The following is a 15,797-nucleotide window of genomic DNA, read 5'->3' as shown; positions in this document are numbered from 1 at the left end:
TTGTTTCAACCCTGAAGACCTCCTTGAGAAATAGATTTTTTCTATTTTAAATTAGTTCCTATTCGCATAACTTTTGCTTCAAATTCCTCTCGTGGACCCGCTGCTTTATTTTTGAGTTGCGAACGGTAATTGTAAATTGTGGATACCGAATACCGAAGGAATATTGAAATTTTTGCGCTATCCTTGATGCCCAAACGGATGAGTGCAAAGATTCTTAATTCAGTATTCAGCAGTTCTCCTTCCTTCAATTGTGTTACTTCGTCATCAATCAATAAAGCTCTGAATTCTTGTATGAAATTAGGGAAGAGTTGCAGGAAAGTCTTGTCGAAAGTAGTATAAAACGCTGCGAGCTCATTTTCGATAAACTGTTTCGATTTTACGGCACTTATCAGGTCGTTCATTTTTCCTGTAGTAGCCATTACATTCAATTTTCGGCGGTATTCGTCTAACTTGCCGATATAGTCTGAACACTGATCCATATAACGGCCAATGTATATTTCTTTTAAAAGGTTTGCTTCGGTCAGCGTATAATTGGTCTCATTCAATTTTTCATTGAATGTATTTAATTCGGTATTCAGTTCAGAAAGCTTGGTGTTGGCCAAACTTAAATCCTGTTTTGCTTTGGACAATTTCTTCATTTGCTTAAAAAGTAAAAAAAGCACCGCCAACAAAAACACCGATAGTATACTGGCACTTATCAAAAACAGAATTAATTGGAGTCGGTTGGTTTCATTTTGTTTTTGATACGCCTCGTTGATGATGGGCAGCATCTTAGATATTTCATACGTCCTTAAGCGTGCATTACAAAAAAGGGCATCTTCGAGGGAACGTTTTATATATTTATAAGCGCGGTCAATGTCTCCGTTTTCATACATTAGAAAAGCCAATGAACGCAACGAAATATATTCCTTTTTGGCCAACTGCAAATCAGAAATAGCAGAAATTGTCAACCATTTTTTCTCCTGCTTAGAATCTTTTTTTGCGCGATACGCCTGCGAAATAATATAGGCAATAACAGCTCTATCAGGGCTATTAGGAGCAATATTAGGAAAATAATTTAGCAATAAATGAAGCGTCTCATTGAGTTTTCCAGCGTCAATAAGCCTACTGGATTTAGCCATAATATAAGCACTTGATTGCGGTTTGTAGAAATTTAATGACGAATCATGGTACTTCTTGGTTACTAAGACATACTTTTCTTTTTCTTGAAGTGAAGCTGCATAATCAGACATATATCCATAAACCACACTATTTACAGTAAAATAATATCCTTTTAGGTCGGGAGTTGTATTGATGTTGATTTTATTAAGTATATCGGTCGCTTCCTTATACATTCCTAATGTTCCCATTATGGAAGCCAGATTTAATCGGGCGTCATTTAGCTTTCCGACATCATTTAATTTTTCGGCTATTTGAAAACTCCTTCTTGCGTAAATCAATGCCGAGTCGGACTGATACGATTTATATTCAGCATACAATTTTCCGTAAATGGCATATTTTTGAAGATCAGTAGAAGTATATTTCAGCAGTCCTTTGAGTTTATTTATTTCATTCTCTTTTTTATTTGAATAGGTCTGATAATTATTCACCGTTTTGTCCAATTGATCCAACAACGAGTCAAAATTATTTTGTCCAAAAAGGAGAACGGGAAATAGCAATACAAAAATTAATGTCAAAAATCTATTCATTGTTTGTTCTTTGAAAGAATTAGATATTTTCTGCCCCATTCCAAAAAAACGAGACGAAATGAAAAGCTTGGATGTTTTAGTGTTGCACTACATTAAACTGTCTTTCACAACCGTCAAGCTATCTTTTACAGCAGGATCAATAATGGCATTGTCCAAAGGTTTTGTAACTAATTTTGGGCTCGGTTTTATCTTCTGTTTGATAATTACTGCATCATTCAAAACAAATGGCGTGGGCATCATCCAGTTTTCTCTTTTTGCCATTCCAAATAAAGGATTGGTCATTAAATCAAAAGAACTTTCCATTAATTCCATGTCCAAAATTGTAGCAGCATTGACGCTAAATTGCATTTCCAAAGGCATATTGTCAACTACATAATAACTCAATATTTTCTTTCCGTTTCGCTCGTATTTAGAACCTTTTTGGCCTAATGAAGTTACGCCGTTAGCCCTAAAATTATTGATTGTCATTTTTTCATTGGCAAAAATATCATAACGGTTTACGTTTCGATTCGGTGAAATTTTTATTTTCAAATACCTTTGATTGCCCACAATTCGGTCTTCAAGAAATGCTATAGTTGGTTTTTCTAATACTTTTATGGGAGCATCAGCTTGATAAGTAAACTTGGAATTGTATTTGCTTGGCAATGGCGTGTCCTCCATGGCAGTAGCTTCTTTCGGGTTTTCACCTAAATAACCTTTGGTCCAGGAATCAAGATTGGTATCATAGGTTACCCAGTTGGCTTGGTTCGTATCGGCATTAAAGATGTACAACAAACTGTTTGATTTGGCTTTTCCAAATTCGTATCCTGATTCAGAATGTGCTTTCGCAAAAAAGCCTATGGCGAGTATAAAAAACACAAATGACCAGATTCCCTTTTTGGCGAAAGCCCCAAAAACGGGCAACAATAAACTGAAGGTCAATACGGTAAGAATGGCGCTTCCAAACAGCACTTTTAATCCCAAACCGATAGGGAACATTTGGATAAAAGGTGCTATGATGATTAAAGCAGGGATGCTACAAACAAGATTTAATGTTTTATTAGACCTTTGAGTCACAATAAAAACACCAAAAATAAATAGTCCAAAGTAAACCGGAATAATCAGGAATCCAGCTCCTCGTAAAACAAAAGCAAGAATTCCGTTAATTACAATCCATAAAAATAACGGTACTACGTAATGATTCATAGTGACTTTTTTAGCAGAAAAACGCTGGTAAAACGCTAAACTTATCGCTAAAGCCAAAAGCACAAAAGCAGGAATATAAGCGTGTCCATTATACGTAAATCCGTTGAGTAAATCATTGTATTGCGGGTACACTTTCAATAATGCTTTCCATCCCAAAAAAGTAATTAATCCGGTAACGGTTAGGGAACCTAAAAACGGAATAAATCCTTTTCCAATTTCCCTGAATGATAAAATGCGTTTGGCTTTTCCTAAAAATAACAGAAAAATAAACAACGCCAGTGCGACTATTACCATTGGCAAAATCCAACTGAATGGATAACTTATAAAAGTATACGGAATGGTGAAATAGACGTAATCTTCGCTGGCTTGTGTAGTTTTCAAATCAGCATTCGAAAAATAATTCAGTAAAGGGATCAAATAAGAACCTTGATGCGTTAAGGTATTTTTGCTCAAATGATTGATATCGTCCTGAGCGGTATGATAATTAAAATGATCGTCAATGAATGCAAAATTATACCCTTGAATATTCCCTTGTTCCCTGAAAACGGTCAAATCGGTATCATTGGGTAACATTTTATAAATGCTGTACATCAACGAATTAGAAACGGGAAAAGTCGCATTCGCAGCAGCAAATTCTTTCACCAATCCTGCATTTCCCTTGTTGGTTTCCATCAACATATAACTGGGTCCGGAAGAACCGCGCGCTTCAAAATTGAGCACCAAACCCACTTCTTTTGCCCATTGATGTTGGGTTACAAAAAGAGCTGCGCCATTTAATCCCAATTCCTCCGCATCCGAAAACAAAATAATAATATCGTTTTTATGTGGTGTTTTAGTATACAAAAAAGCACGAACACTTTCTAAGATCGTTGCTACGCCTGAGCCGGCATCACTTGCTCCAGGAGAGTAGGAATGAGGTGCGCTGTCATAATGTGAAAGTAACAACAAAGCTTTAGAACTATTGGTGCCTTTTATTCGAGCTAATATGTTTTTTGATTTTACTAAATTTTCCCAATCGCTCAAGGTATATCCTTCCTGAATTGAAGTTTCTAATCCAAGCTTGTTAAGTTCTTTTAGGAGATAATTAGCAACGATTTCATGATTTTCGGAACCTACATAATGGGGTTGTTTTGAAATGGCTTCCACTTGCTTCAAAGCTCTTTTTGTCGAAAATTCAGAAAGTGGGCCTTCATCATCCGAAGTCCAATGTGGCATCATCGTAAAGTAAATCAATCCCAGAATGACTAGGATAAATAAACTGGCAAAAATAGAGGAGTAATCTTTTTTCATGGTAGGTAGGTAGGTAGGTAGGTTGGGGGTTGTGGTATTAAATATCTTTTTTAACTAACATATAAAAATCATTTTCCAAGGGTAGGTAACCTTGGTCATACAGAAAATAGTAGGTATTTCCTGTTCTGGTTTGTAGAATATTAGTAAAAAACTCAAAATCGAAACCTTTGCTCAGGAGTTTTGCTCGGGTGGTTTTTGATTTTCCTTCGGTATTAAGTTCAGATAGAATGCGGTAATTTTTGCGCAACTTATTGTTGATGTTGCGCATAAAATTAGTACTGTCTTTATTTATTTTATTATTGTAGGCATTACGACAACCGTCACTGCAAAACTTTTTGTCTTCGCGGCCTACAATCTTTTCTCCACATTCTAAACAGGTTTTATTCATGGACTTTTTGTTTTTATGAGCGAATTAATAGTGCCTATTTGTTGATATTGTTCCTGCTGTCATTCCAATCTTTTTTTTCTCGAAAAAAGAGACAAAAAAGGATTTTCCCTTCCATCAGGGCTATTTAGGATTTATGGTTTTGTGTTTGTTTTGACAATGTGAATTTTTTACCTCCTTCTTCATAGATTAGTTGGTTTTGATTAGGTTTGAATTGTAATTGAATCCCTTCCCATATATTTTCAAACTGATCTTTTTCAGTTGGTTCAACGGAGAATGAAGACTGTCCTATAGATTGTATAGATAGTGTTGTGTTATTTTTTGTAATTGCTATTTTTGATGGATAATCAGGACTCGAATATTCACCTAAATAATCGTCCAATTCTTCTGTTTTTAGTACAATATTGTTAAATGTAGTTTTAAATGGTTTGTCGAAATAATTACTTAATATTGCCTTTATGATTTTTTTTGGTTCGTAAACCATTCCATTTGATGTAATTGCAATGGCTAATTTTTCTTTTGGAAAGAAACACAATACAGTTCTAAATTCATCGATTTTACCTCTATGTACAAATCCTTTTTTGCCGTAAAATGGAAGTTCAAAAATACCCATTCCAAATTTGTCTTGAATTTGCGTCATTTCTTTTAGACTTTTAAGAGTTATGATTTCTCCTTTAAATAGTTTTTCAATAAATATGGTCAAATCAGATGGATTTGAAACTATTCCTCCTGCACCTAATGGAACAGAGGTATTGCCTTCTGCTTCTTTTCCCCATTTATCTGAAAAATAATACGAATAACACTCATTATTCTGCAAATTTATTTTGCCTCCAAAATAAGTGTTTCTTAACTTTAATGGTTTTATGATTTGTTCATCTAATAGCTCTTGATATGATTTTGCATATATTTTTTCAAGAATTATGCTCAATAAATAATAATTTGAATTGCTGTAAACTGCTTTACTGTTGGGACTAAAATCACTTTTCAACTTACTGATAATGTCAATCATTTCTTCTTCTGATTTCGCTTCAGTATAGCCATTAGCAAAACCATCTGCTCCTAAAAAATCTGCTATTCCACTACGGTGCTTTAATAAATTTTCGATTGTTATTTTTTCTGAATTTTCAATAGTTGGAAAAAACTTGTCAATAGTTTGATTCAGTGTTATTCTGTTTTTTTCAATGGCTTTTAATACTAATGCAGAAGTGAACATTTTTGTAGTGGAGCCAATGCGATACTTTGTTTTAAGCGACAAGCTTTTATTAGTTGCTATATCTGCTTTACCAATAGATTTGGAGTAAATTAAGTTCCCGTTTTTCGAAACGGCAATACTTCCCATAAACATATTTTTTTCGTCTAAAGCTTTGAATAAACTGTCAAGTTTTGTTACATCAAGTTTTTGTGAATAAGTTGTGCTAAAAATCAAACTAAGAAGCATTGTAACTAAAGCTTTCTTTATCATTTTTTTAATGTTTTTAAAATAGCTACAGTACTATTCCTCCCAAATATATACAAATTTTTCCATTTACAAACGGTTACAAATAGTTACAACCGAAAGTAAATAGTTAGTAACCGAATAAATTTTGGAACCCGCCGCATCTTTGCCATGTTGATTTGAAAGAACACTTCAACAAAACATACACTAACATTTAAATAGTATACGCCATGAATGCATTAAGAAACAAAGTACAGTTAATTGGACACGTAGGGAATGATCCGGAAATCAAAACATTTGACGGAGGAAAAAAATTAGCCAATTTTACCTTAGCGACAAACGAAAGCTACAAAAATGACAAAGGAGAAAAAGTAGAAGAAACCCAATGGCACAAACTTGTAGCTTGGGGAAAAACTGCCGAAATTATTGAAAAATATGTAACTAAAGGAAAAGAAATTGCCATCGAAGGCAAATTAACCCATAGAAGCTACGATGATAAAAACGGTGAAAAACGCTATATTACGGAAGTCGTGGTTAACGATGTTCTTCTTCTGGGGAAATAGTATTCAGTAATCAGTCCCAGTTTACAGTTTATCATTCCTACATCATTTTGTCATTTCTCCCGAAGTTTCGGGAGAAGGAGAAATCTCCACTCAGTTTGCAGTTATTGTAATATTACAAACTGTGACTGAAAACCAAACAAAAAAACCATCGATTATCATCGGTGGTTTTTTAACTAAAGTGTGGACTGCGACTGAACACTTTTTATTTTTCTTTTTTTCCTAAATCAAATCTAGGGCAACGTTTGCAACGCTTGTCTTCCCCTTTTTTATAACTTTCACAACATTTTGACTTGAGTTTACCCTTAGCGACATCCTTTTTATGGAGCCCTTTTTTATCCTTTTTTTTATCCTTATTTTTCTTCTTTTTACTCAATTTTCAAAGAATTAAAATCAAGTTACATTATTCTAAAGATTGTTTGGCTATTTAGATTGTTTGGCTGTAGAACTATTTAAAGTCATTTGTTGAATATCTCTGTCAAACAAATACAAGCCACCTTTGTCATCACCAATCAGGTTTATTTTATCTAAAATAAGTTTAGCCTGAGCTTCTTCTTCAATTTGTTCGGCTACATACCATTGCAAAAAGTTGTGTGTGGCATAATCCTTTTCAGAAAACGAAATGTGAACCAGTTCATTAATTGAATCCGAAACAAAAATTTCGTGTTTGTAAAGTTCTTCAAACATTTCCTTGAATGTTCCGTAGCTAATTTTCGGAGCCTTTAATTCACTCACTTTAGCGTGACCGCCTCTTTCATTTATATACCGTACCAATTTAAGCATGTGTACCCGTTCTTCGTCAGATTGAGCATACATAAATTTTGAAATTCCTTCCAAGCCATGAGTTTCTGCCCAAGAAGCCATAGAAAGATAAGTTTGTGATGATTCAGCTTCAATACGAATCTGATGATTCAGCGCGAGTTCTATATTTTTTGATAACATGGTAGTAAGTTTTTAGTAAAGTTACAAAAAATACTTAATTTACTGATTCATAATCTCCTGAAAATAATTTACAAATTGCCCTACATGAAAACCGTCCATTAATCCGTGATGCACATGAATGGACATTGACATCGTTCTTTTGCCAGTTTCGGAAACCATCATTTTTCCAAAGGAAATCTTCGGGCAACTGTTCTGGGAAAGTATAACTTCGAGCATGTGATAATGAAGTAAAATTCAACCAAGGAATAGCCGAAAAATGGATTACATTATCATCTTCAAATGTTCGGGCAAAAAAGACCAGTCGTATTTTGTATCCGTTCTATTTCTTTTGAAGCGGTTTGTCTAAAAACAGCAAAATCAGGATTGTATGCTATCAAAGAAAATCCAAAACTGCTATCTTCACGATCAATGGTGGCAGAACCATTAATTTGATCACAACCATATATTTTGTCATCAGAAATCCTATAGCGAAAGGACTCGATTGTATTGACTGCAACCAATGTTTTGTCTAAGTAGTAGATAAAAAAGGAAGCATTCAGCGCTTTTGCAGTTTCATAGGCTTTGGTACAATCAATTTCGATTGTGGCGCCAAAAAATGGTTCTTCAAATTGTCTAAAAAAATGAAAATGTGCTGCCCTTGGCCAATTTTCTATATCTAAAAGTGTTTTCAAGATTGAATAACTTTATTTTGTTGTCAAAGGTACAGCTATTCTTAATCCTTAAATTCATTTTTTAGGGACTTTTATTGTGAACGGATAATAAAATTGATATGCTGTAATTCTTAAAACTGAAATTATTAGACATAAAAAAAGCCCTAAAAAGAAATTTCTTCTAGGGCTTTTTTGAGATAAAAAAAGTAGCTTATTTTACTGTGAAAGTAACTCTTCTAACTAATTTTCTTGCATTTTCTGAAGCTTTATCAACTGAAGTATCTTCACCAGCAGCAATTACATTCAATCTTGATGCATCAATATTAGCTTTTACTAAGGTGTTTTTTACATTAGTAGCTCTTGCATTAGATAATTTATCATTGTATGCAGATCTTCCTAATTCGTCAGCATGACCAATAATGTCAACTGAAGCAGAAGGATTGTTTCTCAAATACGTTAAGATAAAATCGATACCTTCAGTAGAAACATTAGTTGGTTTAGATTTATCGAAATCAAAATAAACAGCTACATAACCACCATTAATTAAACTTTTAATCAATTCGTTATCGTATACAGTAGTAGTATCATCAGTTTTACTAACATAATTTTTCAAGATGTAAGCTTCAGTTTCATCAGGAACGTTATTGTTGTTTTTATCAATTGATTTACCTTTAGTATCAACCATTGCACCTGCAGCAGTATTTGGCTCTTGATCCAAATAATCAGCTACTCCGTCATTGTCAGCATCAAGCATCTTTGTTTCGATAGCTGTAAGTCTATTGTCTATAACATTGAATCTATCTTCATTATCAAGAACCCAGTCAGCATGTTTTACATTTTTACCTAAGTAAACTGTTATACCTGCAGTACCGTTAAAAAGAATTCCACCGAAACCTCTAGTGCTTGATGAGCTAGCGCCATCAAAAGCAAGATTTTGTTTCGCATTAAGAATTGTTGTAAAATCTCCTGTTAATGCAATTCTGTCCGTTAATTTGATTTGACCAGTTAAACCAGCCATGAAGTTACCCATTCTGTCTTTTAAATAAGAAGGATCTTTTCTTTCCAATAATGACAAACCAAAACCAGCATGACCTAATAAACCAATTGATTGGGTCCAAGTTTCAAAATTCATGATTCTTCCTAAGTTAGCAACACCCTGTAAGTCTACCCTGTAGTACTTAGTGTCGAAATCAACAGATTCCTTTTTTCCTGTGAAACTGTTTAAACCAAGATCAGCTTTCAAACCGAATTTGTTGTTAAACATGTAACGAACTCCTAAATCAACAACGTAAGGGCTTATTAATGTTGTTGCATAACCTGAAGTCATTGGTCTTTGTGGTTTGTTAAAACCACCGGCTAATTCAACTGACCATTTGTTAAAGCCATCTTCTGTGCTTTTTACAGTTTCTGTTTGAGCACTCAAAGTGGTCATTGCAGAAGCAAATACTAAAGTAAGTATGATTTTTTTCATATTGTTTCAATTTTTATTTAATGCAAAAATACATCACAATATTTTATAAAAAAATTCAAACAGTTAATTATGTAAGAATTAATAATTATTCTATAATAATAAAAAGTAGTTTTTAAAATCAAGACGCTGTATATCAATATTTTAAAAATAACATAAGAAAATATTTATTTTTAAAAAAATTATCAAATAACAGAAAAACATGTGATTTCATACTTGAAATGTTGCTTATTTAAGCAATTATGGAGGTGTTTTTGGATTAAGAATGCCTTTTTAACACGTTCTCTAATCGCTTAACTCTAACCTACTTTAGCAATTATTTCCAAATGCGTTTCATTATTCCAATCTCTTTAAAACATCAGTTATATTTTCGAAAGCACTGAAATTCTCATGTTCTACTTTATGGTCAATTTTTTCGTGTGCCCAAGTCGTGTGAAACGGAATGTGAACGGCGTGTCCGCCAATGGCTAAAACCGGTAAGACATCCGATTTTAAAGAGTTTCCAATCATAAAAAATTCGGAAGGTTTTATTTCCAATCGTTTGATCAAATCCGAATAGTCAATTTCTTGCTTGTCTGACATCACCTCAATATGGTGAAAATAATGACCCAATCCTGAATTGTGCAGTTTTCGGCGTTGATCCAATAAGTCTCCTTTGGTGGCAACAACCAATTTGTATTTGCCTTTCAAAGCTTCCAGCGTTTCTTCAACACCATCCAATAAAACAATCGGTTTTTCGAGTAATTCTTTTCCGTATTGGATGATTTTCTCAATGATTTCGATAGGAATGGTATTGTTAGAAATTCTCATCGCCGCTTCAATCATCGAAAGGATATAGCCTTTTATGCCATAGCCATACAATTTCAAATTGTCGATTTCCACCTTGAAAAGTTCTTGGGAAATTCCTTGATGCGAAAGATAATCTTCCATCAATCCACAGAATTTTTTCTCGGTTTCATCAAAATAGGTTTCGTTGATCCATAAGGTATCATCGGCATCGAAGGCAATTACTTTTAGGCTCATTTTTATTTATTTTACCGCAGATTCACAGATTGATAAAAAATAATCAGCGAATCCGCGGTTATTTTTTTAATTTATCGTCTCCCCATTCGCAACGCCATCTGTATCCGGATTTACAAAAACCAGTTTTCCTTCGGCATTGGTAGTCATCAAAATCATTCCTTGACTTTCCACGCCGCGAAGGTTTCTTGGAGCCAAATTCACTAAAACAGTCACGCGTTTCCCTATGATTTCTTCCGGTGAAAAACTCTCGGCAATTCCTGAAATTATTGTGCGAACATCAATTCCGGTATCTACTTTCAAAATCAAAAGCTTGTTGGCTTTTGGCATTTTTTCGGCTTCCAGAATCGTTCCTACACGGATGTCCATTTTGGCAAAATCTTCAAATTGAATCGCCTCTTTTTGTGGTTCTGCTTTTTTGTTTTCGGCAGTATTGGCGGTTTTTGTAGCTTCCAATTTGTCTATTTGTTTCTGGATTTCCTCGTCTTCAATTTTGGCGAAAAGCAATTCAGCTTCACCAATTTGGTGTCCAGCCGGAATTAAATCAGAGATTTGAGCAATAGTATTCCAGTTTAATGGACTTTCTATTTTTAAAATTCTTGACAATTTTTTTGCTGTAAATGGTAGGAAAGGTTCGCAAAGTGAACTTAGTGCTGCGGCAATTTGCAAGGCCACATACATTTGCGTTTGCACGCGCTCCGGATTGTCTTTGATAACTTTCCAAGGCTCTTCGTCAGCCAAGTATTTATTTCCTAAACGAGCCACATTCATCAATTCACTCAACGCTTCACGGAATCTATAACGTTCCACAGAACTCGAAATCACCGCTGGATATGCTTTCAATTCCGTCAAAGTCGCTTCGTCCACTTCCGAAAGTTCGTTTGGTTGCGGTACAATTCCGTTGTAATATTTATTGGTCAACACCACCACGCGATTAATGAAATTCCCGTAAATCGCTACCAATTCATTATTGTTTCTCGCCTGAAAATCTTTCCAGGTAAAATCATTATCCTTCGTTTCCGGAGCATTTGATGTCAACGCATAACGCAAAACATCTTGCTGATTCGGGAATTCTTCCAGATATTCGTGCAACCAAACCGCCCAGTTTTTAGATGTCGACAATTTATTTCCTTCCAAGTTCAAAAACTCATTTGCAGGAACATTGTCCGGCAAAATATAACTTCCTTCGGCTTTCAACATCGCAGGAAAAATGATACAATGGAAAACAATATTGTCTTTCCCAATGAAGTGAACCAGTTTTGTGTCTTGATCTTTCCAGTACGGTTCCCAATCTTTTCCTTCACGCAAAGCCCATTCTTTCGTAGATGAAATGTAGCCAATTGGCGCATCAAACCACACGTATAATTTTTTTCCTTCGGCACCTTCAACCGGAACATCAATTCCCCAATCTAAATCACGAGTTACTGCACGAGGTTCTAGTCCACCGTCAATCCAAGATTTTACTTGTCCGTAAACATTCGGCTTCCAGTCATTTTTATGTCCAACGAGAATCCATTCTTTCAAGAAATCTTCATAACGATCCAAAGGCAAAAACCAGTGTTTCGTCGATTTCAAAATAGGAGTTTCTCCAGTTATTGTAGATTTTGGATTAATCAAATCCGTAGCATTCAATGTAGAACCACATTTTTCACATTGATCACCGTAGGCTTCTTCGTTGCCACATTTTGGGCAAGTCCCGACAACAAAGCGATCTGCCAAGAACTGATCTGCTTTTGCATCATACAATTGCTCAGTCACTTCCTCGATAAAATCACCTTTGTCATACAGTTTTCTAAAAAATTCCGAAGCCGTATCATGATGAATTTTAGCCGAAGTTCGGGAATAATTATCAAACGAAATTCCAAAATCAGAGAACGATTTGCGAATAATTCCATCGTATTTATCGATTACTTCCTGTGGCGTAATGCCTTCTTTTTTGGCTTTCATCGAAATCGCCACGCCGTGCTCGTCGCTTCCGCAAACAAACACGACATCTCTGCCTTGCAATCTTAAATATCTGGAATATATGTCCGAAGGCACGTAAACACCCGCCAAATGGCCAATGTGAATCGGTCCGTTCGTATAAGGCAATGCCGCTGTAATCGTATATCTTTTTGGATTCTGTATCATGATTCAATTTTATTGAGTGCAAAAATAAGATTTTTTATGATAGGGAAGAAGGGACAAGTCGCGACTTGTCCGTACTTAGGAGAAATTGTTCGTGTTTTTGGGAGGTTTTTTGGAGCTGTTTCCTGCTCTACGCTGTATCTTTTCTTGCTTAAAGAAAGCAAGAAAAGGATGCCGCTGCAATCAGGGCTAGGGATTTAGGTTATTAATGCCTTTTTTAGAAAACATCTCTATAAAAATCGATGCCTAAATTTATTTGTCCAGCATCTTCTCTTACTAGACTAAGAGCATTTATAATTTTTAATTTTAGCTCGTCACTGTAATCGATCTCGTTAATGACTGCTGCTATTATTTCCTGAAGTAAATCTTTTCCAATTAAATTATCAGCAACTGTTACAGCAATATTTTCCATTTCAATGATGAATTTATTTGTAAATACATCTAAACCTGAGTTCGATTAATGTTTTTGTATAAAAATTTGCACAAAAAGGCAAAATTTAGTATATTTAAAGTGCTGAATTTTAAATAATTAACCAAAAATTGCCTTATGATTTGTTTTGATAAAATTACTGAAATATTTTGTGTTACAGATGAGTTTTGTAAAAATTTCGAAAAAACGACAGAATCTTTTATTATTGGGAATAAACCAAAGAGAAAGCCTAGAATGACTACTGCGGAGGTTATTACGATATACTATTTGTTTCATTTAGGTGGTTTTCGTTGTTTTAAACATTTTTACATATTTTACGTACAAAAACATATGCAAGATGATTTTCCCCAAACCGTTTCATATAACAGATTTGTAGAACTTATGCAATCTGTTTTAATGCCGATGACTATGTTTGCAAAAACTTGTTGTTTAGGAAGTTGTACTGGAATTTCGTTTGTTGATTCTACTCCAATTAGAGTTTGCAAAAACAAAAGAATCAGTCGAAATAAGGTTTTTAAAGGAGTGGCTACAACAGGCAAATCTACAATGGGTTGGTTTCACGGATTTAAGCTATATATTATTATTAATGATAAAGGTGAATTATTGAGCTTTGCAGTAACCCAAGCAAACGTTGATGACAGGGAACCCTTGAAAAACGAAGGTTTTTTGAAAGAAATATTCGGAAAGCTATTTGCTGACAAAGGTTATATATCCGAAAAGTTGCAAAAACTACTTTTTGTAGATGGAATAGAACTTATAACAAGCATTCGTAATAACATGAAGAATAGTTTAATGAATATGAGTGACAAAATATTACTCAGGAAACGTTCTGTTATTGAGACTGTTAATGATGAACTTAAAAATATATGCCAAGTAGAACATTCAAGGCATCGTTCTGTTGTAAACTTTTTAACCAATATGATTGCGGGGATAATTGCGTATCATTTCCTTCCTAAAAAACCATCTATTAAATTTGAAACACTGGATTCTAAGCAGTTAGCTTTATATTAATAATCGAACTCAGGTTCTAAGCCATTTACTTCTAAAAAGAAAGCTCCCATTGCAATCGATGTACGTTTGTTTCCATCATTAAAAGCATGAAATTTATTAAAGGAAAATATTAAATGAGTTAGTTTTTCTTCAAATGTTGGATAGTAGTCATCATTTTGAATATGGTGAAGAGGACTATCAATATTGCCAAAATCCTTGATCCCCTCTCGACCTCCAGAAATTTCAATTATTTTGTCATGAATCTTTATTGCGTAATCTGAAGTGAAATAGATTAATCTCATCGTTAACGGTCTTTTAATCGTTTAAACACTTCTTTGTTTTCTTCTAACCGTTTTTCAAACTCCATACTTTTTTTGCCTAAAAATTTATAAAAATCTTCTGAACTTACTTCGTTTACATAATCTTTTAATTTTTCATGTAATGCGTCTCTAAAAACTAAGTCACGACTCGCCATTAAACTTCTAGCTTTCTCTTGTAAAGGACTTACAAATGCCTCCATTATTTGTTCAAATTCAGAGAAAATTAAATGAGTTTCTGAAAGAGAGAGTTTTTTATTTAAATTTTCTGATTTGTTTTTTAAATAGTTGGCAAATCCATTTTCATATGCTGAAATTAAATCTAGAACTTCTGAGTACATTGTACTTCTTACACTTTCTTTTGAATTTAGGTTTAGAATTTTTCTGTATTCTTTAGCATTTTCTTTGAAAATACTTTTGTAGATTTTGTCAGTAAGTTGGCTATATTTAAATTTATTTTCAACGATATAAAAATCTAATGAATTTGTAAATTCTTTACGATAATTATATTCTCTAATGACACTTGGTAAAAATTCTTCTTCTCTTTGATTTATATATTTTGTTTTTCCACCGAGCTTTTTATTTAATACATCAATAACAATGTCTAATATTGCGGTTCTTAATTTTTGAGCTTTTTCTGACCCAATGAGAAGCATTCCGATATTTAAAAAAGCTTTATAAGTGAATATTGTTAATTGAGGTGTTTTTGACAAGCTATCTAGTTCGCTTTCATTTAATTGAAGGATGTTCACGACATTAATGTCGTGAACATCCTTTTTATCTTTAGCATTTCTCACAAAATCAAACACTTGTTCTTTGTAAGCTTTTAGTTTAGAACCGGTATATAATTCATAACCACTAATTTCTAACTCTGTTTTATTGTTCTCCAATATTCGCTCAATAGTTCTTACATCTACATCAAAATATTGAGCGATTTGTTGTTTAGTGAAACGATATTTACCATCAAACTTAATTCCATAAAAGCCAAGTTCTTCATATACTCCTTGAATAGCAATATTATTATTTAATATGTTTTTTCTATCGAGGCTAGAATTAGTTAAATCTTTACTCATTATTTTTTTGTTTATCTACAAATATACTATATTTTGATTATACTCATTCTATTGCTATATTGCTGTGCATTATGTGTGGGCTTGTGTAATAATTTTAGAAGAAACTTTGTCTTATCCCTGTCAAGCATTTCCTTGAAATTTACTTTTTTTATGTAAAGAAATACAGAAGAGTTATAAAAATCAAGCGATGTTACAAATGGCTAATGTGAATCGGTCCGTTCGTATAAGGCAATGCCA

15 protein-coding genes and 1 pseudogene are annotated in these 15,797 nt (G+C 33.8%); 3 read left to right on the top strand and 13 right to left on the bottom strand.

The features are described 5' to 3' along the window. Positions 1-41 precede the first annotated feature (41 nt). The 4 genes from FNW38_RS03975 to FNW38_RS03960 all read right to left on the bottom strand — a co-directional run bounded on the left by FNW38_RS03975 (position 42) and on the right by FNW38_RS03960 (position 6,010). Positions 42-1,688, bottom strand: a complete 1,647-nt coding sequence (locus FNW38_RS03975; RefSeq protein ID WP_143387105.1) for a DUF6377 domain-containing protein — start codon at positions 1,686-1,688, stop codon at positions 42-44. 87 nt (positions 1,689-1,775) lie between these two features. Beyond that, on the bottom strand, positions 1,776-4,091 hold the full coding sequence (locus FNW38_RS03970) for a M28 family peptidase (protein ID WP_143387165.1): 2,316 nt from the start codon (positions 4,089-4,091) through the stop codon (positions 1,776-1,778). 109 nt (positions 4,092-4,200) lie between these two features. After that, the gene (locus tag FNW38_RS03965; RefSeq protein WP_143387106.1) at positions 4,201-4,551 is read right to left on the bottom strand and encodes a hypothetical protein; all 351 of its coding nucleotides are present in this window, start codon (positions 4,549-4,551) and stop codon (positions 4,201-4,203) included. Positions 4,552-4,675: 124 nt separating this feature from the next. Next, positions 4,676-6,010 carry a serine hydrolase domain-containing protein gene (locus tag FNW38_RS03960; RefSeq protein WP_143387107.1) on the bottom strand — a complete coding sequence of 445 codons (1,335 nt, stop codon included), beginning with the start codon at positions 6,008-6,010 and terminating at the stop codon, positions 4,676-4,678. 203 nt (positions 6,011-6,213) lie between these two features. On the opposite strand from FNW38_RS03960, the gene FNW38_RS03955 reads away from it, so the two are divergent. Beyond that, positions 6,214-6,546, top strand: a complete 333-nt coding sequence (locus tag FNW38_RS03955; RefSeq protein WP_039108265.1) for a single-stranded DNA-binding protein — start codon at positions 6,214-6,216, stop codon at positions 6,544-6,546. Positions 6,547-6,748: 202 nt separating this feature from the next. Here FNW38_RS03955 and FNW38_RS17425 read toward each other — a convergent pair whose 3' ends face one another. The 6 genes and pseudogenes from FNW38_RS17425 to metG form a co-directional block, all read right to left on the bottom strand. Further along, entirely contained in the window at positions 6,749-6,919 is a 171-nt protein-coding gene (locus tag FNW38_RS17425; RefSeq protein WP_185963076.1) for a hypothetical protein, read from the bottom strand. Between the two features lie 47 nt (positions 6,920-6,966). After that, entirely contained in the window at positions 6,967-7,485 is a 519-nt protein-coding gene (locus FNW38_RS03950; RefSeq protein WP_143387108.1) for a ferritin, read from the bottom strand. A 39-nt stretch (positions 7,486-7,524) separates the two neighbouring features. Beyond that, positions 7,525-8,156, bottom strand: a pseudogene (locus FNW38_RS03945) (CatA-like O-acetyltransferase). Positions 8,157-8,346: 190 nt separating this feature from the next. Next, positions 8,347-9,606, bottom strand: a complete 1,260-nt coding sequence (locus FNW38_RS03940) for an OmpA family protein (protein ID WP_143387109.1) — start codon at positions 9,604-9,606, stop codon at positions 8,347-8,349. Positions 9,607-9,939: 333 nt separating this feature from the next. After that, the gene (locus FNW38_RS03935) at positions 9,940-10,626 is read right to left on the bottom strand and encodes an HAD family hydrolase (RefSeq protein ID WP_143387110.1); all 687 of its coding nucleotides are present in this window, start codon (positions 10,624-10,626) and stop codon (positions 9,940-9,942) included. A gap of 66 nt (positions 10,627-10,692) precedes the next feature. Then, positions 10,693-12,753 carry a methionine--tRNA ligase gene (gene metG, locus FNW38_RS03930; RefSeq protein WP_143387111.1) on the bottom strand — a complete coding sequence of 687 codons (2,061 nt, stop codon included), beginning with the start codon at positions 12,751-12,753 and terminating at the stop codon, positions 10,693-10,695. Positions 12,754-12,789: 36 nt separating this feature from the next. On the opposite strand from metG, the gene FNW38_RS17420 reads away from it, so the two are divergent. Next, on the top strand, positions 12,790-12,951 hold the full coding sequence (locus tag FNW38_RS17420) for a hypothetical protein (protein WP_185963075.1): 162 nt from the start codon (positions 12,790-12,792) through the stop codon (positions 12,949-12,951). 16 nt (positions 12,952-12,967) lie between these two features. On the opposite strand, the gene FNW38_RS03925 is transcribed toward FNW38_RS17420, so the two are convergent. Next, on the bottom strand, positions 12,968-13,162 hold the full coding sequence (locus tag FNW38_RS03925) for a hypothetical protein (RefSeq protein ID WP_143387112.1): 195 nt from the start codon (positions 13,160-13,162) through the stop codon (positions 12,968-12,970). A 135-nt stretch (positions 13,163-13,297) separates the two neighbouring features. Here FNW38_RS03925 and FNW38_RS03920 point away from each other — a divergent pair, with 135 nt between their 5' ends. Then, positions 13,298-14,191 (top strand): IS982 family transposase, encoded by an 894-nt coding sequence (locus FNW38_RS03920; RefSeq protein WP_143387113.1) that lies wholly within the window; start codon positions 13,298-13,300, stop codon positions 14,189-14,191. Here the strand turns inward: FNW38_RS03920 and FNW38_RS03915 are convergent. Together FNW38_RS03915 and FNW38_RS03910 are read right to left on the bottom strand one after the other, a co-directional pair. Next, positions 14,188-14,472: a type II toxin-antitoxin system death-on-curing family toxin gene (locus FNW38_RS03915; RefSeq protein WP_143387114.1), complete on the bottom strand. Its 285-nt coding sequence runs from the start codon at positions 14,470-14,472 to the stop codon at positions 14,188-14,190. The two genes, FNW38_RS03920 and FNW38_RS03915, sit on opposite strands and share 4 nt — an antisense overlap. A gap of 2 nt (positions 14,473-14,474) precedes the next feature. Further along, positions 14,475-15,560 carry a DNA-binding protein gene (locus FNW38_RS03910; RefSeq protein ID WP_143387115.1) on the bottom strand — a complete coding sequence of 362 codons (1,086 nt, stop codon included), beginning with the start codon at positions 15,558-15,560 and terminating at the stop codon, positions 14,475-14,477. Positions 15,561-15,797 lie beyond the last annotated feature (237 nt).

Source organism: Flavobacterium gawalongense, from assembly GCF_007097265.1.
Taxonomy (GTDB): domain Bacteria; phylum Bacteroidota; class Bacteroidia; order Flavobacteriales; family Flavobacteriaceae; genus Flavobacterium; species Flavobacterium gawalongense.
This window is presented reverse-complemented; position numbering and strand designations above follow the sequence as displayed.